Genomic DNA, 22,211 nt, shown 5'->3' on the forward strand with positions numbered 1-22,211 from the left:
ACGAAGGCGCGCTATCCGGCGCTTTCCCACACGAGCAGTGTGCAGCAGCATTGCCCATGCCGTTGGGAAGAACAGAGGCCGCCCCCGGAGAAGTCCGTGCATGACGCTCCTGAAACCGACCCGCCGCCGCGCAGTGCCCCAGAGCCTCTCGTCCGCATCACCGGCCTCAGCAAGCGGTTCGGTGGCACTCTCGCGCTGGACGCGGTGGACCTCGACATCGCATCCGGCAGCATCCTCGCCCTGCTCGGTGCCAACGGCGCCGGAAAGTCGACCCTCATCAAGGTACTCGCTGGCATCCACCACGCGGACGAGGGCGAGGTGACAGTTGCCGGGCACCCGCTCGGCACCGAAGCGGCCTCCCGCGCCATGTCCTTCATCCACCAGGACCTGGGACTGGTGGAGTGGATGACCGTCGCCGAAAACATCGCTCTGGGCACCGGATATCCACGCCGCGCGGGACTCCTGTCCTGGCGGATGGCCCGCGCACGTTGTGCGGAGGCGCTGGGCATCGTCGCCGCGCACCTCGACCCGCGCGCCGTCCTCGCCGACCTTCCGCGCGCCGAACGCTCCCTGGTGGCCATCGCCCGCGCGCTGTCCACCCGAGCCGAACTCATCGTCCTCGACGAGCCCACCGCCAGCCTCCCGGCGGCGGACTGCGCCCGGCTCTTCGACGTACTGTACACCCTGCGCGACCGGGGCCATGCCATCGTCTACGTCACCCACCGCCTCGACGAGGTGTACAAGGTCGCCGATGTCTTCGCCGTCCTGCGCGACGGCCACCTCATCAGCCAGGGCCCGCTCGCCGACCAGCGCCCCGCCCGGCTGGTGCACGACATCGTGGGCCACGAACCGGGCAGCTACCACTTCGCCCCCGCCACGGGACCAGCCGTCCTGAGCCTCGACGGCGTACGGACCGAGAACACGGCACCGGTCAGCCTGGAACTGCACGCCGGTGAGATCCTCGGCATGGTGGGGCTCACCGGCGCCGGACACATGGAACTGGGCCGTGCCCTCGCCGGCTCCCGGCAGATCCTCGGCGGACGGGTCCTGCTCGGCGGCCGGCCGTACCGCCCGAGCACGGTCGCCGCCGCCGTCGGCTCCGGCGTCGGCTTCGTGACCAGCAACCATCAGGAAGAGGGCTGCGCGGCCGAGCTGACCGTACGCGAGAACTTCCTGGCCAACCCTCGGGCAGGCGGCGTGCCGGCCCTGCACTGGATCAGCCCCCGGCGCGAGCGGGCCGAGGCCACCGCCCTGGTCGAGCGGTTCTCGGTGTACCCCCGGGACAGCGAGGCGCCGATCGCCACACTCTCCGGAGGCAACCAGCAGAAGGTCATGGTCGGCCGGTGGCTGAGGATGCGCCGGATCCTGCTGATCCTCGAGGAGCCGACCGCCGGGGTGGATGTCGGCGCCAAGACCGCGATCTACCGCCTGCTCCAGGAGGCGCTGGCCGAGGGGCTCGCCGTCCTGCTCATCTCCACCGACTTCGAGGAGGTCGCCGACGTGTGCCATCGCGCCCTGGTGTTCGTCCGCGGCGTGGTGACGGTGGAGATCAGCGGCAAGGCCCTCACCGTCGCCGAACTCGCCCGCGCCGCCTCCGCCATGGCCCCCCTCACCGGGACGGCGGAGCGATGACCCGTTCCCCCTCCGCCTCCCCCTCCCCTCGCCCCCCGTTGGGCCGCCGGTTCGGGCACCTCGTCGGCGCCTACGGCCTCTTGGCGCTCACCGCGCTGCTGTTCCTGGCCTTCTCGCTCGCGCTGCCGGACACCTTTCCCACGCTGGACAACATCTCCGCGATCCTGTCCAACCAGTCGGTGCCCGCCATCCTCGCGCTCGGCGCGATGATCCCCATCGTCACGGCCAAGTTCGACCTGTCCCTCGGCTACGGTCTCGGTCTCGCGCACGTCATGACCCTGCAGCTCATCGCCGACGAAGGGTGGCCCTGGCCGCTCGCCTGCCTCGTGGTGGTGCTCGGCGGGGCGGTCGTCGGCGTCTTCAACGGTGTCGTCGTCGAATTCGCGAAGATCAACTCCTTCATCGCCACCCTCGGCACCGGCAGCATCCTGTACGCCCTCACCGGCTGCGTCACCAACGGGGCCCGGATCGTCCCCGGCCCGCACGGCCTGCCGGCCGCCTTCACCGACCTCTACGACTCCCGGTTCCTCGGCCTGCCGGTGGCCGCCTTCTACGTCCTCGGCCTCACCTCCGTTCTGTGGGTACTCCTGGAGCGACTACCGCTCGGCCGGTACCTGTATGTCATCGGCTCGAACCCCCGCGCCGCCGACCTGGTGGGCATCCCCTCCCGGCGCTACGTCGTCTACGCCTTTGCCGGATCGGGGCTGACCGTCGGTATCGCCGGTGTCCTGCTCGCCGCGCAGCAGCGCATCGGCAACCCCAGCGTCGGCCTGGACTATCTGCTGCCCGCGTTCGTGGGTGCGCTGCTCGGCTCCACGGCGATCAGGCCCGGCCGGGCAAACGCCCTGGGCACCCTGATCGCCGTCGTCATCCTCGCCATCGGCCTCGCCGGCATCGGCCAGCTGGGCGCCCAATTCTGGGTCACCCCGCTGTTCAACGGCACCACCCTGCTCATCGCCGTCGGCATGGCCGGCTATGCCGCTCGACGACAGGTACGTCAACGACGGACGGCACCTCCCCGAACACTCCACGACGTTCCCGAAGCCAGCTCGTGACCGCCGTCGGCCCCACCGCGTCGTCCCCTCCGCGAAGAGCGCCTGCGCGAAGAGCGCCTGCGCGAAGAGCGCCTGCGCGAAGAGCGCCTGCGCACGCGAACCGCAAGGCCGGCCTGCGCTGTGCCGTCGCACTGACGATCGCGGTCACGGTCGTCGCCGGCTGCGAGCGCGGCACGTCGACCGGCGTAGGACCCTCTCCTGCAGGACCGGCGAAGTCCGGGTGCCCGACCGTCCTGGCCCGGGCCGCGGCGTCCGTACAGCGGGCCGAGAAGACCGACCCGGCGGGGAAGGGGCTCGCCGGCGGTCCCAGGGCGGCCTCCGGCAAAAGCATCGTCTACGTCGCGCAGACCATGACCAACCCCGGCGTCGCCGGCGCCGCCCAGGGCGTGGCGGAGGCCGCGAGAGTCCTCGGCTGGACAGTCCGGGTGATCGACGGCCAGGGCACTCCCGCCGGGATCCAGGCGGCATTCAGCCAAGCCATCGCCCTCCGGCCCTCGGGCATCGTCATCGGGGGCTTCGACCCCGACCTGACGTCGCAGCAGCTCGGGCGGGCCGCCGCGGAGCACATCCCCCTCGTCGGCTGGCATGCGGTCGCCTCCCCCGGCCCGAGCAAGCACCCCGAACTCGTCAGCAACATCACCACCAAGGTCGAGGATGTCGCGAAGATCAGCGCGGACTGGGTGATCACACACTCCAACGGCAACGCCGGAGTCGTCGTGTTCACAGACGCCTCGATTCCGTTCGCCAGAAACAAGTCCGAACTGATCAAGAAAGAGCTTGCGACCTGCTCCAGCGTGAAGCTTCTGGCCGAGGAGAACATCCCGATCTCGGACACCAGCAGCCGCACCCCGCAGGAGGTCTCCTCACTCCTCTCCCGCTTCCCGGACGCCTGGACACACTCCGTAGCCATCAACGACGTGTACTTCGCCGACGCCGCCCCCGCCCTGCGCGCAGCACGCAAGAAGGGCGCCGGGGCCCCGTACAACATCGGCGCCGGCGACGGCGACCCCTCCGCCTTCCAACGCATCAACAGCAAACAGTTCCAGGCAGCCACCGTCCCCGAGCCGTTCTCCCAACAGGGCTGGCAGATCCTCGACGAATTCAACCGCGCCTTCGCCCGAGCCCCCGCCAGCGGCTACGTCGCCCCCGTGCACATCTCCACCGCCGCCAACAGCCACGGGGCGACAACGTGGGACCCGCCCGGCTACCGCGCTGCGTACCGGAAGATCTGGGGCAGATAGGCACCGGGACACACCACACCCAGACCCCTCGCGGAGCGCACACCACGATCTCGTCGTGGGCGACGATCCGGTTCGCGCCCGCCCACGGGGACGGAACGAGGACGGGTTCGCGCCCCCTAGTCGATACAGAAGTCGTTGCCCTCGATGTCCAGCATCGGGATGCACGCATCATTGCCGTCGTACAGCGTTTGCACGTGTACCGCGCCGAGCGGGACCAGTCGCGCGCATTCGGCCTCAAGTGCGGCGAGACGCTCTTCACCCACGAGTCCGGTGCCGACCCGCACGTCAAGATGCACCCGGTTCTTGACGACCTTCCCCTCGGGAACGCGCTGGAAGTACAGTCGCGGGCCCACACCCGAGGGATCTATGCAAACCCCTCCGGTGGCGGCGGCACGACATACCCCAACACCTCGCACCAGAAACGAGCGAGGCGCTCAGGTTCTGCGCAGTCGAAGGTGACTTGGAACTTCTTGATCGACGTCATCGGTCCACCCTCTTGGGGCGTGCCGTCCGTTCGCCGAGATCCCGCAGCCCGGGTCCGTCCGGACAACGTCGACGCGGGCGTGTGCGCTGCACTGTCAGCAGCGGCGTCAGGGCACTCAGTTCGTACGGGATGGTTGAGCTTGTTCCTCAACGCCCGAATGATCGCGCGGCGTTGAGAACCGTTCGCGATCCCTGCTCGCACAGGCGGAAGTGACGGTGAGGTCAGGGAAGCCGGCGATCGGCACCACGCCGGTGGAAGCCGTCGGAGACGGTCCGCCACGGTCGGCGAGGAGCGCGTCGCGCCGACCGTGGCGGATCCGGCTCAGAATGCGATGCGGACCTTCAGGGCCGAGCGGTCGTCCATCGCCCGGTAGCCGTCCGGCACGCCGTCCAGGCCGACGGCACGGTCGAAGACCAGGCCCGGGTCGATGGCACCGGAGAGCACGTCCGCAAGCAGCTCGGGGATGTAGGCGCGGGCGGGCGCGATGCCACCGGCAAGAGCGACGTTGCGGCCGAACATCTGGCCGATGTCGACGCCGGCGCCACCGCCGTGCGGAACACCGACGTAGCCGACCGCGCCGCCGTCGCGGGCGATGGATATCGCGGTGCGCAGCGACTCCTCGGTGCCGACCGCCTCCAGGACGGCGTGCGCCCCCAGACCTCCGGTCAGCTCCTTGACCGCCTCGACAGCGGCCTCGCCCCGTTCGGCGACGACGTCGGTGGCGCCGAACTTCCGGGCGATGTCGGTACGGGCCTGGTGGCGGCCGAGCGCAATGATCCGGTCGGCGCCGAGCCGCTGTGCGGCGAGCACGCCGCACAGGCCGACCGCGCCGTCGCCGACCACGGCCACCGTGTCGCCGGGGCGGACCCGGGCCGAGACGGCGGCGTGATGCCCGGTGCTCATCACGTCGGAGAGCGACAGCAGGCCGGGCAGCAGCTGCTCGTCGCTCGCCGCCTCCTTCGGCAGTCGGACGAGGGTGCCGTCGGCGTGCGGCACGCGGACGGCCTCGCCCTGACCTCCGTCGGAGCCGACCTCGCCCCAGAAGCCGCCGTGCGGGCACGAGGTCTGCAGGCCCTCGCGGCAGAAGTCGCACGTGCCGTCGGACCAGACGAACGGCGCCACCACGAAGTCGCCGGGCCGGAAGCCGGCGACCGTGGAGCCGACCTCCTCGACGATCCCGAGGAACTCGTGACCGATCCGCTGCCCGGCGACTCGGGAGGCCACACCACGGTAGGCCCACAGGTCGCTACCGCAGATACAGGCGTTGACCACACGGACCACCGCGTCCGTGGACTGCTCGATCCGGGGATCGGGGACCTCCTCGATCCGGATGTCGTTGGGGCCGTGGATCACTGTGGCGCGCACGGATGAGCTCCTGACATGGGTACAAGGCACGGATGGGCGTCGGCGCGCGGAACGAGCCGGCGAACGGCGGCAGGGCGTGGCCTGGCGATGGCGCGGGGCGCCGAACGGTGATGTCCCCAGCGTCGCCCGCCGAGCGTGCTCGCGTCCAGCTACATCATCTACAGCATGCATTTAAGCTGTACTCATGCTCGACGTTCGACGGCTCGTCCTCCTGCGCGATCTGGCCGCACACGGCACCGTGACCGCGGTGGCCGAACTGCAGGGGGTCACGCCCTCCGCCGTCTCCCAGCAGCTACGTCTCCTGGAGGAGGAGACCGGCACACGGCTGCTGGAGCGTACGGGCCGCTCCATCCATCTCACAGCCGCCGGGCACCGACTGGCCGAGGACACCGAGAGCGTCCTCGCCGCCCTCGAACACGCTCGAAGCCGCCTGCACGCGACCGAGGATCCGGCCGGCCCCCTCCATCTCGCCTGTTTTCCCAGCGCTCTTGTGACGCTGGCGGCCCCTGTCGGGGACGCCTTGGAGAAGGATCACCCCAACCTCAGCCTGCACATCACGGAGGCCGAACCCGAAAGCGCCGTAAGGCTGCTGGTGCAGCGCCACGTCGGTCTCGCACTGGTCTACCGCTACACCAACCTCGCCGCACCCGCACACCCCGGCATCGAGACCCGCGTCCTGCATACCGACCCCCTGGTCGCCGTCCTGCGAAACGATCACCCGGCGGCACTCTCGCAGGGAGCTCCGATCGACCTGCGCCACCTTGCGGACATGCCCTGGATCACCGCCCCTGCGCGGACGGCGTGCGGGGACGCCGTACTCCAGGCCTGCCGCTCGGCCGGTTTCACCCCCCAGGTGCAACACACCTGCACCGACTTCTCCGCCATGATCGCCCTCGCCGCGAGCGGCGGTCACCCGGTCCTCATCCCCCGCCTGGCCACGGCCCATCTCCCGCCGACGCTGACCATGCGGCCCGTGACGGACAACGCCCTCGCCCGCACCATCGAGATCGCGATCCGCCACGGCACGGAGCACGAACCCGCGATCGCCGCCTGCCTGGATGCGCTCGACAAGCTCGTCTCCACCAGCACGGCAGGCAGCGCGGGGACACCTTGACCCCGTTTCTTCGACCGCCGCCCCTCATCGCGGTCGATGGATCTTCGGCATTCGGAGGACGCTCGGCCTGTCAGCCGGTGAAGACGGCCGGCTGTGCCTCATCGACTTCCCCCGTTCCTCGCAAGTGCACTGCAGAATTGCGCACATGGGAACGCGCATTCAACGCGTTCAACATGCTGTCGGGCCGGTAAGGGTTCCATAGGTTGCGCTGACCGTGGATAGATGGGGATACGCCTTCGGTGGGTGATGGCCCATTGTCAGTGGGCAGCCGGTGAGTCCGTCATGGCCACTGCACAGAGACCGATCCCGGACGCGGGCGCATCGTGGCAGTTTTTCCCTGCATCTCGCCGTCATCGGCGCCGGCAACGGCGATGAGCCCGCAGAATTCCGATGTGGTTCGGCGCCTGGATCAGGGAGGCGAGACAGGCGATGTTCGTGACGCGCGGACATCGTCATTCCCGGCCAGGCCGGGGCCTGCATATTTCGCTGTGTGGTTCCGGGAAGAGATCGGCGCCATCGGCCTGTAGGCACCCTGTGCCGCGCGCACCGGCCCTGCCGGGAAACCCCGACAATTCGCGGAGATCGCAACGGCGATGGACGCAGCTCCTGGGGCATGCCGCATGCCCCGTCCATTGACGAAGTGGAGGCATGATGAGCAAGACCGTGTGGATGTTTCCGACCCCGGGAGCCCACCTGCCCGGCACACTCGGTGCGTTGGTCGACGGCAATGCCACTATGCAGTCGACATTGGACAGCGTCGACCGCATCGCCGAACGCTACGACTGGGACCCGGTCACACCGGGCCTCCTGCGACCTGACAGCGACGCCTGCTCGGGTCCGGAACACCTGTGGCTGGGGTTCTATGTCACCTCTCTGGTCGTCGCGGACATCCTGACCGCCCATGGCGTGGCCTGCGATGCTCTGGTGGGCCATAGTGCCGGCGAGGTCAGTGCTCTGGTGGTGGCCGGCAGCCTCACCGCCGAGGACGGCGCCCGCATCCTGTGCGAACGCACCAAGGCAGTGGAGGCAGAGGGCAGTTCGGCCCCCTCCGGCGGCATGGTCGCACTGGCCGCTCCGATGCGGAGGGTCGCCCATCTGTGCGGCGCGGTGGACCAGGGCTCGCTGGTGGTGGCGGTTGACAACGGGCCGGGCCAGGTCGTCGCCTCAGGCGAAACCGGGGCCCTGGCTCTGCTGGAGAAGGCCGCAGACGTCCTCGGGATCCAGGCGACCTGGCTGGCGATTCCGGACTCCTATCACAACCCCCGACTCGGAAAGGCCGCGCGACGGATGGCCGATGCGATCCGTGACGTGCCGCGAAAGGCTCCTCTGATACCGGTGTACTCACCGCAGCTGGGGCGTTATGTGCGTAACGCCGACGATGTGCTGGCTCTGTTGGAAGGGATGCTGCTGCTTCCCGTCCAGTTCCGGCCGGCCCTGAACACCCTCTACGACGACGGCGCGGACACGTTCATCGAGTGCGGTGCCAAGCAGGTCCTCAGCGACATCGTCCCCGAGTGCCTGCCGAAGGCCGCCCGAGCCGTGCCCGGGCTGACCGGCCGGGCCCAGGCGGGCTCGGCCCAGCAGCTCGTGGAGACGGTGACCACGAAACCCGTCCACGGCCCGCAGCCCCGCCCCGCGGCCAAGCAGCCCGCACCCACCGCCCCCGCACCCCCTGAGCGCGACGTAGCCGAACCGCTCACCCCTGCCCCGCCGCCTCCGGAAGCGAGCCACAACGGCAGCGCCGACGGCCTGCCCGCCGAGAGTGTGCTGCGCGACGAGATCCGCGCGGTGTACGCGGAGATCCTGCAATATCCGGCGGACGTCATCGAGGACGATGTCGCGCTGGAGGCCGAGCTGGGAGTCTCCTCGCTCAAACAGACACAGGCTTTCGTGCGGCTGCTGGACAAGTTCGAGTTGTCCACACCCTCGTCGGACGTGCGGATCTTCGACTATCGAACCGTCGCCGACATCAGCACATTGCTGCGACAGCTCGCCGACGCACGATGACCGCGACGCAGCGAGGCCGAACGCCCCTGGGGGGCACCCAGGCCGCACGGTCCGTCGCCGTAGTGGGGCTGGGCGTCGTCGCCCCGGGAGTCAGCAACGCCGACGAGCTGTGGTCGGTACTCCAGCACCACGCATCACAGCTGGCTGAGCCCGTACGGTTCGACATCGACCCCCTCCACTCTCCCGACCCCCAGGACGCGGACCGTGCGTTCGGGCGCCTGGGCGGCTTCGTCCGCGATTTCACCGCACATCGCACACTCGCCGCCGAGCAGGAGCAGGGCTGGTGGGCAGATGGCGACACCGAGACCCGCTGGCTCCGGCACAGCCTGCTCCAGGCCCTGGACACCACGAGCCTGGGCCCGACCGACCACGTGGGTTGCTATGTGGGGACCTGGTTCGGCGCTTCCCTGTGCCTGGAGGACGCCGTCATCATTGCGTCCGTCGCACGCGGTCTCGCGGCGCGGCTCACCGACGACGGCGTGGAACGAGCAGTCCATGAGCGCCGACTGCGCAACCTGTTGCGGCGCCACTACCCGTACGCGGCACCCGACCCTCGGGGGGCCCTACCGGACATGGTGGTGCGCAGGGCCATCAGCGGCTTGCTTCCGGCCGACACGGACTGGCTCACGGTCAGTACTGCCTGCGCCTCCGCACTCAACGCGATCGATCTGGGGATCGAGAATCTGCTCGCGGGGGAATGCGATGTGGCGTTCTGCGGTGCGGTGCATGGCATCGGGCGCTTCCACACTGTCACCGCCGCAAAGTTCAACGGCGGCTCGGTATCCGGTGACCTGCGCGCCCTGGATGCGGAAGCCGACGGCACCATATTCGGCGAAGCGGCGACGATGATAGCCCTCAAGAGCCTGGACCGGGCCCAACGGGACGGGGACCAGGTCCTGGGCATCCTGACAGGATCCGGCCTTGCCGCCGACGGCCGGGGGAAGCACATCGCTGCACCCAACCCCGCAGGTCAGCGCCGAGCCGTCGACCGCTCGTGGTCCGCCGCCGACGTCACCGCCTCGGATGTGGACTGGGTCCTTGCCCACGGCACCGGAACACCGGCCGGGGACCGCGTGGAGATCGAGGCGCTCTCCCCCCTGGCAACGGAGTCCGGGTTCGTCCTCTCCTCCAACAAGTCACTCATCGGGCACACCGGCTGGGCAGCCGGCGCTCTGTCCCTGATTCATGCGCTGCTCGCGCTACGCCACGAAACCATTCCCGCACAGGGGCGCTTTACCACCCCCCATCCGGCGTTGGAGAACTCCGGGCTGCTGGTCCCCTCGGCCCCGGTGCCCTGGCCGGAGCAGCCGGACCGGCCCCGGACCGTGGGGATATCCGCCTTCGGCCTCGGCGGGACCAACGCGCACCTCTTGGTGCAGGACCGTGCCTCCGCGGCGCCGCCCCCTCCACCCTCCGCCGGCCAGGCGGCCCGGGAGCAGGCGGTACTGGTGGGCTGGAGCGCCTGGCTGCCCGGCGCTCCCGGTCCCGAGGAGATCCGGCGCTGGCTGCGCACCGGGGACAGTCCACCGGACCGCAGCTTCGGCCCCGTCTACCCCGTCGCGCCCCTCTCCGCGACCAAGCTGCCTCCGCCCGTTGCCGGTGTCATCGACCGAAGTCACCTGTTGGCTCTCGATGTCGCCCACCGGTTTGTCGCGGAACACGGGGAACTGTGGTCCGGACACCGGGAGACCACCGGGGTGATCTCCGCGCAGACGGGCCCTACCCGCAGTTGGCACGATGTCACCATCCGCGCTGCTTCCGGCGACCTGGAGTCCTTGCCCCTGCGCGACGCCGACGCGGCTGCGTTGGCCGGCTTCCTGTCCGACGTCCGCACGCGCCAGGAACTCTCCGAGGAGAGCTTCGCCGGCAGTACGCCGCCGCTGGCCGCCTCCCGGATAGCCAACAGGTGGGACCTCCATGGTCTCGCTCAGTCCATCGACACCGGACTCACCTCCGCCCATGCGGCTCTGCACACGGCACGGCGATATGTCACCGACGGCAGGCTGGACATGGCCCTCGTACTGTGCCTCAACGAAAGCAGCAGCCCCGACGCCGCGGCCTTCGCCGGGTGTCGCAGCGAGGAACTCGCCGAAGGCGCCTTCCTGCTGGCCGTGACGCGTGAGTCCGTCGCCGTCGCGCAGGGCTGGCCCGTACTCACCCGGCTCGACACCGCCACGCGACACGAGCCCGCAGCACCCGCACCCGCACCCGCACCCGCACCCGCACCCGGCCACACCCCACCACGGCGGCAGCGTCACTACTGGGGGGCCCAGGGGGCCGTGAGCCTGTTGCGGGCGCTGCACGCGGGAGAACGGCAGGAACTGGTCTGTGACAGCCCGCCGCTGACGCTCCGCCTTTCCCCCTTGCCTGAAACCGAGCTCGGCCGACAGCCCCGGACGGCGCCGCAGCCGGACCCGGTCGCCGGCCCCAATCGCTGGGCCACCACGCTGCGACGCGAGGACGCCGTATCGGCGCAGAGCACCGGGCATCCCCTCCCCCTGGTCCCGGCCTCGGGCGTCGTGCTCGTCGGCTCCGCCCAGCACGCCGCCGCACTGGCCGAACGGGTAGGCGCCCAGGGCGCGATGATGCTGAGCACCGACCCGCTGACCGACCCGCAGCACGCCACTGTGGTCGAGGACATCCGGGACGAGCAGGCAGTCAGCGCCACGCTCGCAGCCCTCGACACCCACAAGCCGGACGTCAGGATCCTGGCCGACACCACTGCCACGGCCGACCGCTGGCCTGCCGCCGTGCCACGGCTCGACCGGCTGCTGGAACTGTCCCTGCTCGTCCTCAAGAGCTTCCACCACCGCGCACCGGACGACGCCATCGGTTCGGTCGCGATGCTGCTGTTCGATCCGCTGCCCGGTTTCCAGATCCACCCGAATACGGCCCTGTTCACCGGCTTCCTGCGCAGCGTGCGCCTGGAAGTCCCGCAGATCATGGCATTCGCGCTGGTCACCGACGCGGCCTTCACCGATGGGTGCGCAGAACTCGAGGCCGAGACCGCCGTCCAGCCAGGCCCCCCGGCCGTGTACTACCGCGCGGGCCTGCGCCACACCGAACAACTGTGCCCGCTCATTCTGCCCCCTCCCGAGCCGGATCGAGCGCTTCCCGCGTTGGGAGAGGAACCGGTCATCGTCGCCGTGGGGGGCGGCCGGGGGATCACTCCCGTCGTCCTGGAGGCCCTGGCCCGCACCTGCCGTCCCATCCTCTGGCTGCTCGGAAGGACAGACCCCGACAGCGCGCCTGCCGAGATCCTTGAGGCGGCCGACAGCGATGAGGCCGGACAGCGCGCGACGTTCATCACCCGGCTGCGCCAGGAAGAACCCGGCACCACAGTGGGCGAGCTGAACCGCAGGTTCGAGCGTCATTGGCGCAGCCGGGAGACCACGGCGGCTCTGCGACAGCTGCGTGACGTCTTCGGCGACTCCCGCGTGCGCTACCTGACCTGTGACATCACCGACGGGGAAGCCACCGCGCGGGCCGCCGCTGCCATCACCGGCGCGCACGGCCGGGTCGACCTCCTGATTCACGCCGCCTGTTACCAGGAGGCCGCGCTCCTGCCCAACAAGTCACTCACCGTGTTCCGCGCATGCCTTGCGGCCAAGGTCACCGGCTACCGGAACCTGAGGACGGCCTTCGCGGACTGCGCGCCGCGCCTGTGGGTCAACTTCGGCTCCGCCTTGGGGGCTCTCGGATTCCCCGGGGAGAGCGACTACTCGGCCGCCAACGCGTTCCTCGCCGCGGCCGCCCGCTACGAGACCCGGCTGCACGGCGCCTCCGCCGTCACGATCGGCTGGGGGCTGTGGGAGCAAGCCGGGAAAGTCGCGGGCCCGCTGGAACGCGAGCGACTACGCGAGCACGGCCTGCCCGGCGGTATCACCGACGCCGAAGGCGCCGCGGCATTCCTGGCCGAACTGGCCTGCCCCCGCTCGGCCGAACCCGCGCCCCTCCACATGACGGCCAAGGACCTCAAATCGGCCTTCGGCCACCTCCCCGGCAGCGTCGCCGACACAGCTGCCGCCCCTCCCGCGCCGAAGGGGCTGCTCGGCCTCCCGCAGCACACCGGACCCGGCCGAGCACAGTGGCGTTGGCATATCGAGATGCCACGCGACCGCTACCTGGCCGAGCACCTCGTCACAGGACACCCCGTCGTGCCGGGCATGGTCATCGCGGCCATGGCCGCGGAGGCCGCGGCCGAGCTCATGCCGCACCAGCCGATCCGCGGCCTGCGAGACCTGCGCTTCGAGGAGTACGTCTGGGCCGACCCCCGCACTCCCGGACCGACGAAGTACCGGATCACCGCCGAAGTCCTGGAGCACCCGGGCCCGCCCGGAGACGGGCGGCGGGGTGGCCGGGTACGCGTCCGCCTCCTGTCCGACGTCACCGCGCGCTCCGGTGCGGTTCTGCGGCACGACCGCGAACACGCCCGCATGGACGTGGTGACCGGCCACGGCTCGGCCGCCCCATCCTGGTCAGGCGACCACGACGACACCCATACCTTCCACACGGACCCGTACTGCGACAGCCGCGGGAGGGTCCACATGACCGGAGTGTTCGACTGTCTGACAGATCTGTCCGCGGGCCCCGGCGGCGCTCACGCTCGGTGGCAGGCACTGGTCCCCCCGCAGGATGCCTTCGGCCGCACGCATATCCCCGTACTCCTGCTCGACGCGCTGTTCCGCCTGACCGGCCTGCCCACCGAGACGACCGGGACAGCTGCGCTCATGGTGCCCCACACCATCAAGAGCCTGGACCTCTATGGCGGCGCCCAGGCGTCGGACGCGGAGCTGGCCGCCCGCTACCCCGAGGGAGTGCGCCTGTACACGGAGAGCGGCCTCGCCCAGTGCACCGCGGTCGCTCCCGACGGCCAGGTCTTGGCCCGCCTGGCCGGAGCGGACCGGCACAGCACCGGATCCGTGCCGGTGACGCTCCTGCCGAACTTCCTCCGCGCGACTCGAGAGGCGTCATGAACCCGCAGCCCGACACAGCCCCGCACACCGCGGCACACAAGCCCGCCGATCTGCACACCTACGAAATGCCGTACACCGTCACCTACGGAGAAATCAACGTCGTTGGCATCGCCTACTACGCCGATCTCTTCCGATGGTTGGGAAAATGCCGAGAACTGTGGGGATTCGAATACTTTCCGCGGTACATGTACACGCTCGGCCCCGACCTGAGCCTGCTCACGTCAACAGCCTCGTGCGAATTCCTTGGCGAAATGCGAGTCAACGACCACCTTGTGATCGGCCTGACCGTCCCCTGGGTCCGACTCCACCTTGTCCACATCAAATTCACCATCCACCGCCTGACGCCTCAAGGCAAGGACCTCACCGCCCGGGCGGAACAGACATGGGCGAACTGCCGACGGGTCGACAGCGACTTCGTTCCCGATCCCTGGCCTCAAGAGGTGCTCGACGGCCTCACCCGCATGGGAACCGACCTCACCCGGGCCACGACCCAATAATCAGGCTCCACGACGGCCGGGGCACCGAGTCGGCCGAACCATGGCGGTATCAGCACCGGGGTCGCGCCCTGCGCGGTGGAGTCGCCGCAGCCACCCGGCCGCGGCCGCCTGGCCAATCGGCCATGCGGACCGACCGGCTCGCCCACGCCTCTCGAGGCATACTCCCGCGCCGGATGCGTCGCCCCCGCCACTTGCCTTTCACATTCGCGTGCAGAGGTGCATCTGCCGTGCTCCCGTCGGCCTGCGCGCGCTCTTCCCACGCCAGGCCCAGGCTGGGACCTTTCTCCTGTTCACGGTGGGTCGGCTGTGGATGTTCGCGCTCTGCTTCCTGCGTCACTCCTGAACCTCAGCACACGGAGATCCTCGATGGGCCGAGGCATGTCTGACTTCCGCTTCAGGTCCCTGATCGCACCGGCGGTCCTGGCCTTCACTCACCGGTACACGCACCGCCTCCGCCCCTACCGACCCGTCCCCGACCAACAGCACGCCGAGGGCCACCTGGCACGTCGTCACGGGTCTCGTCATCCTCTGCCGACCGAGGGTTGCGCAGACCAGAGGTACGAGCCCAGAGGTACGAACCCGGAGATACGAAACCGGAGATGCAAAACCGGAGATGCGAACCCAGCATCAGCGAGTCCAGGCCATCGTCCCTTGGCCCCGCGGGAACCGCCGCGGGGCATCGGCCATGGGCGGGATGGCCTTCGACGGCCGGGGCGAAGCGGCCCGCCTGAACAGCCATCAGGGTCGCACTGAGCAGGACGTCCCGGGGTGCCGGGAGGCGCCTTCGATCGACCCCACGACAGTGATGAAATGATCCTGGAAGGCAGCTCCGTTGAGCCGGGAACTATGGATCGTCAGACTGGCCCGCACGATGGCAGCAAGGCCCGGCGTCGTGGTCGGCCGCTGGCTGATCGTGATGCTGGCCGCCGTGGTGCAGATTCCGTCCTTCGCCGAGCATGAGACCCCGCGGACAGCCCGTGTCAACGGGAGTGAATCCGCTCAGGTGGAGCAGCTGCTGAGCACCGAGTTCCCGAACCTGGGGCCCGAGGCCGGTGTCCTCGTCTTCCACTCGCCCACATGGACCGTCGACGATCCGCGATACCGGACGCTGATCACCGGCACCACCCTCAGCCTCCAAGGGGACCCCGCAGTACAGCGGACCGTGTCGCCGTTTTCCCTCACGGGCCGGGTCTCCCGCTCCGATTGCGCGCGGGAAGCCACACCACGGTGGGGCGAAATTCCTTGGGAATTGCACGCGCGTTCACCACCATGGGCGGCGCATCGGTTACGTGAAAGCAGACTTCGACGCGAACATCGCTCTCCGCCTCGCATCGGCATGAAAGGCTCACCATTCCTGTTCCCGGAGGCTTTCAGGCAGGGCCAGGAAACCTTGCGGGGGATCCGGCAATGCACACCACCCCCCGAAAACCCGCAAGCCCCAGCAGTCCCAGGATTTCGTGAGACATCGAGGGCCGGAGATTGCCCATTCGGACATCCCTGTATCCCTTCTGCAGAACCACGCTTTATGCGCGGCGGCAGCCTCAATCGAGCAGGGTGATTCAGGGATGTGTGCCGGCGTTGCATTTCGACGTCCGCACGCGAGCCTTCTCCCGCTGAACGTGGCGCGGCCCACGACAACACCGCCGCCGAACCGTTCACCACTCTCATGTCCGACGCCCCGGTCCGCATGCCGACAGGGGCGGAGGGTGCTCAGCGCAGGCGTCGCGCGCGCAGCACCAGGTCGTCGGTATGGTGCGCGCCGGCGCCGCCGTCGGGTGCCACGCGTGGCCGCTGCTCGTCCACCTCCACCTCCCAGTCGTCGTTGAACAGAGCGGAGACCATCGAAGGCCATACGTAGTCAGCCGGGTCGAAGCCGCCCTCGTGCGCCTGCTGGGAGTCCATCCCCGCGTGGTGTACGAACAGCAGCACGCCGCCGGGCGCGACGGCCGCGAGCAGCGCTCGCTCGGCCGTGGCGTCGGGGGTGCGCAGCAGGGCTGGATACTGCGCGGAGACCAGGTCGAAGGTGGCCGGCGGGAGTGCCGCCTCCGTCAGGGCGGCATGCACCCAGCGAACGGCGACGCCGGCGTCCCGCGCGTGCCCGGCCGCCCGCTCCAGCGCCACGCCAGAGACCTCGAGCCCGGTCACGTCCCAGCCGCTGCGCGCGAGCCAGACGGCGTCCGCCCCCTCGCCGCAGCCCACGTCGAGCACGCGTCCGGAGGTGAGCCCGGCGACCTCGGCCACCAGCGCTCCGTTGGGCTCGCCGCTCCACAGCTGTTGTCGGTCGGCGTAGCGGTTGTCCCACTCCGCCCGCACCGCGGGGTCCCCGACGTATCCGTCGGCAGACGAGGGGGCGTCGGACACGGGCGATCCTGCTGCAATGTTGTCGGTCACGGGCCCACCGTCACCCCCCGCACCCCGGCAGCGCCACTCCCGTTGCCGGTTCGGCAAAACGACGTCCCGGTGGCCGGAGGCCGTCAGGCATCGTCACCGCGGGCGGAACGCGACAGCGGGCAAGCCAGGTGACGTTCAGACCGTTGCAGCCGAGCCGGCCACTGGTGCGGGTGCTCGGGAGTGCCCGAGCACCCGTCGTCAGCTCTCCGCGTCCATCAGCCGGAACAGATCCTCGTCGCTGGCCGACGCCAGGTCCAGGGCCCCGCCGGGGCCGGGATCCGTGGCGTTGGCCTTCTCGGCCGTCACCGCCTTCAACCTTGCCACCGTCTCCTCCGAGACCTCCGCACCGGCCGTGAGCAGGGACTCCAACTCGGCCACAACGGAGGCCACATCGCGCGCGGGGGCGGCCTGCCGCGCGAGTCGTTCGCGTACGAGACGGACGACGGCGTTCGGCGTGGGGTGGTCGTACACGAGTGTGGCGGGGAGCCGCATGTCCGTGGCCGCGATGAGGCGGTTGCGCAGTTCGACGGCGTTCAACGAGTTGATGCCCATCTTCTTGAACGGGCGGTTGCCCCCGTCGTCGCGCGGGTCCTGACCGCCGAGCACGGCCGAGGTCTCCGCAAGGACCAGAGCCAGTACCTGGGTGTCCTGTTCCTTGTCGTCGAGGCCGGACAGGCTGGCTGCCAGCTCTGGCGGCTCTTCACCGCCTGGCATCGTGCCCGCGGCAACCGCGGCGTCGGCGGAGTCCCCGTCGGCGGCCGGACCCGCCGGAGTCGACGCCAGCCAGAACCGCCGCCGCTGGAACGCGTACGTCGGCAGGGCGACCGGCCGGGCCCCAGGAAGCACCGCGTCCCAGTCGACGGGCGCGCCATGGGCATGCACCTGGGCGACCGCGGTGAGCAGGGCCTGCCGGTCCGGTACTCCGGCGCGCAGACTCGGGACCACTGCGGCCCCGATCTCCGGGTCGGCCGCCTCCAGGCACTCGTCGATCATCGGCGTGAGTGCCGGCTCGGCACCCAGCTCCAGGAATCCGGTGACGTGCTCGTCCCGGAGCCGGCCGATCGCGTCCTTGAAGCGTACGGACTGCCGCACGTGCCGCACCCAGTGGTCCGGGTCGCGCGCGTCCTCGCCGGTCAAGGGGCGGCCGGTGACGGTCGACAGGATCGGGACGGCGGGCGCGGCGTAGGACAGCGTACGGACGACCGCGCGGAACTCCTCCAGCATGGGGTCCATCAGCGGCGAGTGGGCCGCGACGCTCATCGCGATCCGCCGGGTCTTGTGACCGGCGGCGGCGAGCTCGTCCGCGAGCGCGGCGAGCGGGGTCTCGGCGCCCGCGAGGACGAGAGAGTGCGGGCCGTTGACGGCGGCGACCGACACCGCGTCCGTGCGCTCCGCCAGCCACGGGGCCACTTCGGCCTCGGTGATGCGCGCCGCCAGCATCGCGCCGCCGGGCCGCAGCGCGCCCATCAGCCTGCTTCGGGTCGCCACCAGGGTGCACGCGTCCTGGAGGCCGAGCACGCCCGTCACATGGGCGGCGGAGATCTCGCCGATCGAGTGCCCCACCAGATGGTCGGGGACCACGCCCCAGGACTCGAACAGCCGGTACAGGGCGACCTGGACGGCGAACACCGCGGGCTGGGTGTAGGTGGTGTCGTCGAGGAGGGCCGCCTCTTCGGAGCCGGGGGCCGCCCACATCACCGAGGTCAGCGGCCGCTCCAGCAGCGGATCCAGTGCGGCGCACACCTCGCGCAGCGCCTGCCCGAAGACGGGGAACGCCTCGGCCGCCGCACGCCCCATGCCGTTGCGCTGGCTGCCCTGCCCGGAGAAGACGAAGGCCAGCCCGCCCGGCACGGATTCGTGCGGCGTGACGCAGGCGGTCCGCTCGCCGCGCCCGAACTTCGCCGTCGTGGAGAGCAGTTGTGCTCGGTCGGGACCGCTGACGACGGCACGGTACCGGTGCAGAGTACGGGTGGCGGCCAGGGAATGGGCGACGTCCTGGGCACGCAGTCCGGGGTCGGCGGACACGTGCTCGGCCAGGCGCCGCGCCTGCGCGCGCAGTGCCGCACGGCTCCGGGCGGACAGCACCCACGGCGCGCTCATGGCATCGGCCGGCTCCGGATTCCGCGCCGTCCCGGACGCGGATTGCGTCTCCTGGGGGGCCTTGCTCGACGGGCCTTCCGCTTCTCCTTCCTCGCCCGGCGCCTCCTCCAGGATCACGTGGGCGTTGGTGCCGGTGAGCCCGAAGGAGGACACCCCCGCACGTCGCGTGCGTCCGCTCTCCCTCTGCCAGGGCCGGGCCTCGGTCAGCAGCCGTACCGATCCGGCGGACCAGTCCACCTCGGCCGAGGGAGCGTCCACGTGCAGCGTCCGGGGCAGGATGCCGTGGCGCAGCGCGAGCACCGTCTTGATGACCCCGGCGACCCCGGCCGCGGCCTGCGTGTGCCCGATGTTCGACTTCACCGATCCGAGCCACAACTCCCGCCCCTCGGGCCGCTCCTGACCGTACGTCGCCAGCAGCGCGCGAGCCTCGATGGGATCGCCGAGCGGAGTGCCGGTGCCGTGTCCTTCGACGGCGTCGACCTCCTGGGGCGTCAGCCCGGCGTCGGCCAGGGCCTGGCGGATGACGCGCTGCTGTGCGGGCCCGCTCGGCGCGGTGAGCCCGTTGGAGGCGCCGTCCTGGTTCACGGCGGAGCCCCGTACGAGCGCCAGGACACGGTGCCCCTTGCGCCGGGCGTCGCTCAGCCGCTCCAGCAGCAGCAGCCCGGCGCCCTCCGACCACGCGGAGCCGTTCGCGGCGTCCGCGTAGGCCATGGCGCGGGAGTCGGGTGACAGCGCGCGCAGCCGGGAGAAGTGCGCGAAGGGCGCCGGGGTGGCCATGACGGTGACGCCGCCGGCCAGCGCCAGGTCGGTCTCGCCCGACCGCAGGGACCGGCAGGCCAGGTGCAGCGCGACGAGGGAGGACGAGGAGGCCGTGTCGACCGTCAGGGCGGGGCCTTCGAGCCCGAAGGTGTATGCGATGCGCCCCGAGACCGCGCTGCCGGCCGCCCCGGTGATGAGCATGCTCTCCCACGCGCGGGGCGCGGCAGAGGCGTTGGCGGCGTAGCCCCGGTCCATCGCGCCCGTGAAAACGCCCGCACGGGTTCCCTTCAGGGACGTGGGGTCGAGGCCTGCCCGCTCGAACGTCTCCCAGGCCGCTTCCAGGAGCAGTCGCTGCTGCGGATCGGTCGCGGTCGCCTCCTGGTCGGACAGACCGAAGAAGCCCGCGTCGAAGTCGCCCGCGTCGTGCAGGAACCCGCCTTCGCGCGCGTAGGAGGTGCCCGGACGGTCGGGGTTCTCGTCGAAGAGCCGGTCCAGGTCCCAGCCGCGGTCGTCCGGGAAGCCGGACATCGCGTCGGTCCCGTCGGCGAGCAGGTCCCACAGGGCGTCCGGGGAGTCGGCGCCGCCCGGCAGCCGGCAGGCCATGCCGATGATCGCCACCGGGTCGGCGTCGTCCGCCGGGGTCTCCCGCGGCTCCTGCGAGGACGGTTCCTGCTGCTCGGCCAGGACGTGCGCGACGGCCCGCGGGGTGGGGAAGTCGAAGGTCAGCGTGACCGGGAGCGGCAGCCCGGTCTCCTCCCGCAGCAGGTTCCGCAGCCGCACCGCGCGGATGGAGTCGAGCCCGAGCCCGAGGAAGTCCGTGTCGGGGGAGAAAGAGGAGGAACGGGCAGGGGCGGCGCCGTTCGCGAGCACCTGGCCGACGCAGTCGCGTACGAGTTCCAGCGCCTCCTCGACCGTGTACGGCGCGGCCGAGCCGAGGCGGGCCGTGACGGGCACCGACTCCAGGCCGGCGAGGCGCTGCTCGAGTGCCCGGCGGTCGAGCTTCCCTGCGGGAGAGAGCGGAAGCTCGCGCACGGTGACCAGTTCGAGGGGGATCTTGTGGTCGGCGAGCCCCTGCCGGCGCAGGAACGCGGTCACCTCGCTCAAGCCGATCGTGCGGTCCGCGTGGTCGGTGACGACCAGGCACGGGTACTCCCCGAGCCGGTCGTCCGGTGCGCCTGCCACGGCCAGCGGTCCGAGGCCCGTGAGGCCGGCGAGCAGCCCCTCGACCTCGGTGGCGGCGAACTTCCGACCTCCCGTGTTGATCAGCTCGGTCGCCCGGCCGTGCAGCACCACCACGCCGTCCGGGCCGACGGCCGCGAGATCGCCGGTCCGCAGCCAGCCGTCCTCGGTGAGGGCCGAGCGCGTCAGTTCCGGCTCGCGGAAATATCCGCGGAACAGCCCTGGGCCCCGGTACTGGAGTTCGCCCGTCCGGCCCGCCGCGCACACCCCGTCCTCGTCGACGACCCGTACGTCCGCGCCGCTGACCGGCTCCCCCACGCTGTCGTCGGGGTCGCCGGCCCGGGTGCGGGTGCCGGTGCCGATCTCGGACATCCCCCACACCACGACCAGGTCGCAGTCGAGGGCGGCGCGTACCTGTGCGGTGAGGGCGGGTGCGATGGCAGCTCCCGCCGTACGCACCTGGTGCGGCGCGAAGCCCGCCGGCTCGTTCGTCCTGGCCAGCCGCCCGACGACGTCCCGCAGTTGGGCGGGCACGGCGAAGACGACGCGGGGGTCGTGCTGCCGTGCCAGTTCCAGGAAGCGGTCCGGGTCCCAGTCGGTGAGCAGGATCTGCCCGCAGGCGGCGAACAGTGCGGTGTGCAGGCTCTGCAGGCCGAACAGATGGCTCATGGGGCAGGCGGTGAGGACCGTACCGTCAAAGGCATCGGCGGCCTCGGCGGTGACGGCCGCGGTGTTCGACAGCAGGCCGTCGTGGCTGTGCAGACACAGCTTGGGCCGCGCCGAGGTCGTCCCGGACGAGGGGATCAGGACGAGCGGCATGTCGGGGGTGACGTCCACCGGCCAGGGCCCGCTGCCCGCCCAGGCCGCCAGCAGCCCGGCCAGCGACCCGACCCCCGATTCCTCGCGCTCCGTGTCCGGCGCCCCCGCCAGCAGCACACCGCGCAGCGACGGCACGCTCTCCAGAAGCGAGCGGGCCATCGCCGGTTCCCCGCCCCGGGGTTCCGGCAGGACGAGGAGGACGGGTTCGGCGCGGGCCAGCAGCGCGCGGACGTCGCCGGATGTGGTGCCCTGGTGGACGGGCAGCAGGACGGCTCCGACGGCCGCGACGGCCAGGTGCAGGGTCGCGAACTCCCAGGAGTTCGGCAGCCGCGCCGCGACGACGTCGCCGGGCTCGACGCCCGACTCCTGCAGCCCTCGCGCCAGCGCGTCGACGTCCGCCCGCCACCTCGCCCAGGTCCACGAGCGATCCCCGTCGACGAGGGCCACCGCGTCGGGGGCGGATGTCACAGCGGACGCGAACACGTCGGGGAGCGTGAAGCCTCCCAGTACTTCGGCCGTGCCGGCGGGCAGGTCGACCAGATAGTCGTCTGTGTGGACGGGCACCATCACTCCCGGATGTCGAGCGGTTTCG

General features: G+C 70.8%; 10 protein-coding genes and 1 pseudogene. 7 read left to right on the top strand and 4 right to left on the bottom strand.

From position 1 onward, the window contains the following. Nucleotides 1-96 precede the first annotated feature (96 nt). From ACGFML_RS30325 to ACGFML_RS30335, 3 genes are all read left to right on the top strand, one after another. On the top strand, nucleotides 97-1,632 hold the full coding sequence (locus ACGFML_RS30325) for a sugar ABC transporter ATP-binding protein (RefSeq protein ID WP_393548808.1): 1,536 nt from the start codon (nucleotides 97-99) through the stop codon (nucleotides 1,630-1,632). Beyond that, a complete protein-coding gene (locus tag ACGFML_RS30330) occupies nucleotides 1,629-2,687 on the top strand; it encodes an ABC transporter permease (protein ID WP_393548809.1) in 1,059 nt (352 codons plus the stop codon). The genes ACGFML_RS30325 and ACGFML_RS30330 overlap by 4 nt, the downstream gene beginning before the upstream one ends. Nucleotides 2,688-2,800: 113 nt before the next feature. After that, on the top strand, nucleotides 2,801-3,928 hold the full coding sequence (locus ACGFML_RS30335; protein WP_393548831.1) for a substrate-binding domain-containing protein: 1,128 nt from the start codon (nucleotides 2,801-2,803) through the stop codon (nucleotides 3,926-3,928). Nucleotides 3,929-4,044: 116 nt separating this feature from the next. On the opposite strand, the pseudogene ACGFML_RS30340 reads toward ACGFML_RS30335, so the two are convergent. Continuing rightward, nucleotides 4,045-4,412: pseudogene (locus ACGFML_RS30340) on the bottom strand (VOC family protein). Between the two features lie 321 nt (nucleotides 4,413-4,733). Further along, nucleotides 4,734-5,777 (bottom strand): zinc-dependent alcohol dehydrogenase family protein, encoded by a 1,044-nt coding sequence (locus ACGFML_RS30345; RefSeq protein WP_393548810.1) that lies wholly within the window; start codon nucleotides 5,775-5,777, stop codon nucleotides 4,734-4,736. 184 nt (nucleotides 5,778-5,961) lie between these two features. Between ACGFML_RS30345 and ACGFML_RS30350 the strand changes: the two genes are divergently transcribed. The 4 genes from ACGFML_RS30350 to ACGFML_RS30365 all read left to right on the top strand — a co-directional run bounded on the left by ACGFML_RS30350 (nucleotide 5,962) and on the right by ACGFML_RS30365 (nucleotide 14,371). Continuing rightward, nucleotides 5,962-6,891, top strand: a complete 930-nt coding sequence (locus ACGFML_RS30350; RefSeq protein ID WP_393548811.1) for a LysR family transcriptional regulator — start codon at nucleotides 5,962-5,964, stop codon at nucleotides 6,889-6,891. Between the two features lie 651 nt (nucleotides 6,892-7,542). Then, the gene (locus ACGFML_RS30355) at nucleotides 7,543-8,898 is read left to right on the top strand and encodes an acyltransferase domain-containing protein (RefSeq protein ID WP_393548812.1); all 1,356 of its coding nucleotides are present in this window, start codon (nucleotides 7,543-7,545) and stop codon (nucleotides 8,896-8,898) included. Further along, nucleotides 8,895-13,874, top strand: a complete 4,980-nt coding sequence (locus ACGFML_RS30360) for an SDR family NAD(P)-dependent oxidoreductase (RefSeq protein WP_393548813.1) — start codon at nucleotides 8,895-8,897, stop codon at nucleotides 13,872-13,874. The genes ACGFML_RS30355 and ACGFML_RS30360 overlap by 4 nt, the downstream gene beginning before the upstream one ends. After that, complete coding sequence (locus ACGFML_RS30365) at nucleotides 13,871-14,371, top strand: acyl-CoA thioesterase (protein WP_393548814.1); 501 nt, start codon at nucleotides 13,871-13,873, stop codon at nucleotides 14,369-14,371. Before ACGFML_RS30360 ends, ACGFML_RS30365 begins: the two co-directional genes overlap by 4 nt. Before the next feature lie 1,710 nt (nucleotides 14,372-16,081). Here ACGFML_RS30365 and ACGFML_RS30370 read toward each other — a convergent pair. Both ACGFML_RS30370 and ACGFML_RS30375 read right to left on the bottom strand, forming a co-directional pair. After that, entirely contained in the window at nucleotides 16,082-16,762 is a 681-nt protein-coding gene (locus ACGFML_RS30370) for a class I SAM-dependent methyltransferase (RefSeq protein ID WP_393548815.1), read from the bottom strand. A gap of 198 nt (nucleotides 16,763-16,960) precedes the next feature. After that, nucleotides 16,961-22,186: a beta-ketoacyl synthase N-terminal-like domain-containing protein gene (locus ACGFML_RS30375; RefSeq protein WP_393548816.1), complete on the bottom strand. Its 5,226-nt coding sequence runs from the start codon at nucleotides 22,184-22,186 to the stop codon at nucleotides 16,961-16,963. Nucleotides 22,187-22,211: the final 25 nt, after the last annotated feature.

Source organism: Streptomyces sp. NPDC048650, assembly GCF_043199095.1.
Lineage (GTDB): Bacteria > Actinomycetota > Actinomycetes > Streptomycetales > Streptomycetaceae > Streptomyces.

Excerpts from the sequence above, each read along its gene's own strand:
- ACGFML_RS30355 (WP_393548812.1), top strand. The coding sequence starts at position 7,543 with ATGAGCAAGACCGTGTGGATGTTTCCGACCCCGGGAGCCCACCTGCCC.
- ACGFML_RS30375 (WP_393548816.1), bottom strand. The coding sequence starts at position 22,186 with ATGGTGCCCGTCCACACAGACGACTATCTGGTCGACCTGCCCGCCGGC.
- ACGFML_RS30365 (WP_393548814.1), top strand. The coding sequence starts at position 13,871 with ATGAACCCGCAGCCCGACACAGCCCCGCACACCGCGGCACACAAGCCC.
- ACGFML_RS30330 (WP_393548809.1), top strand. The coding sequence starts at position 1,629 with ATGACCCGTTCCCCCTCCGCCTCCCCCTCCCCTCGCCCCCCGTTGGGC.
- ACGFML_RS30350 (WP_393548811.1), top strand. The coding sequence starts at position 5,962 with ATGCTCGACGTTCGACGGCTCGTCCTCCTGCGCGATCTGGCCGCACAC.
- ACGFML_RS30360 (WP_393548813.1), top strand. The coding sequence starts at position 8,895 with ATGACCGCGACGCAGCGAGGCCGAACGCCCCTGGGGGGCACCCAGGCC.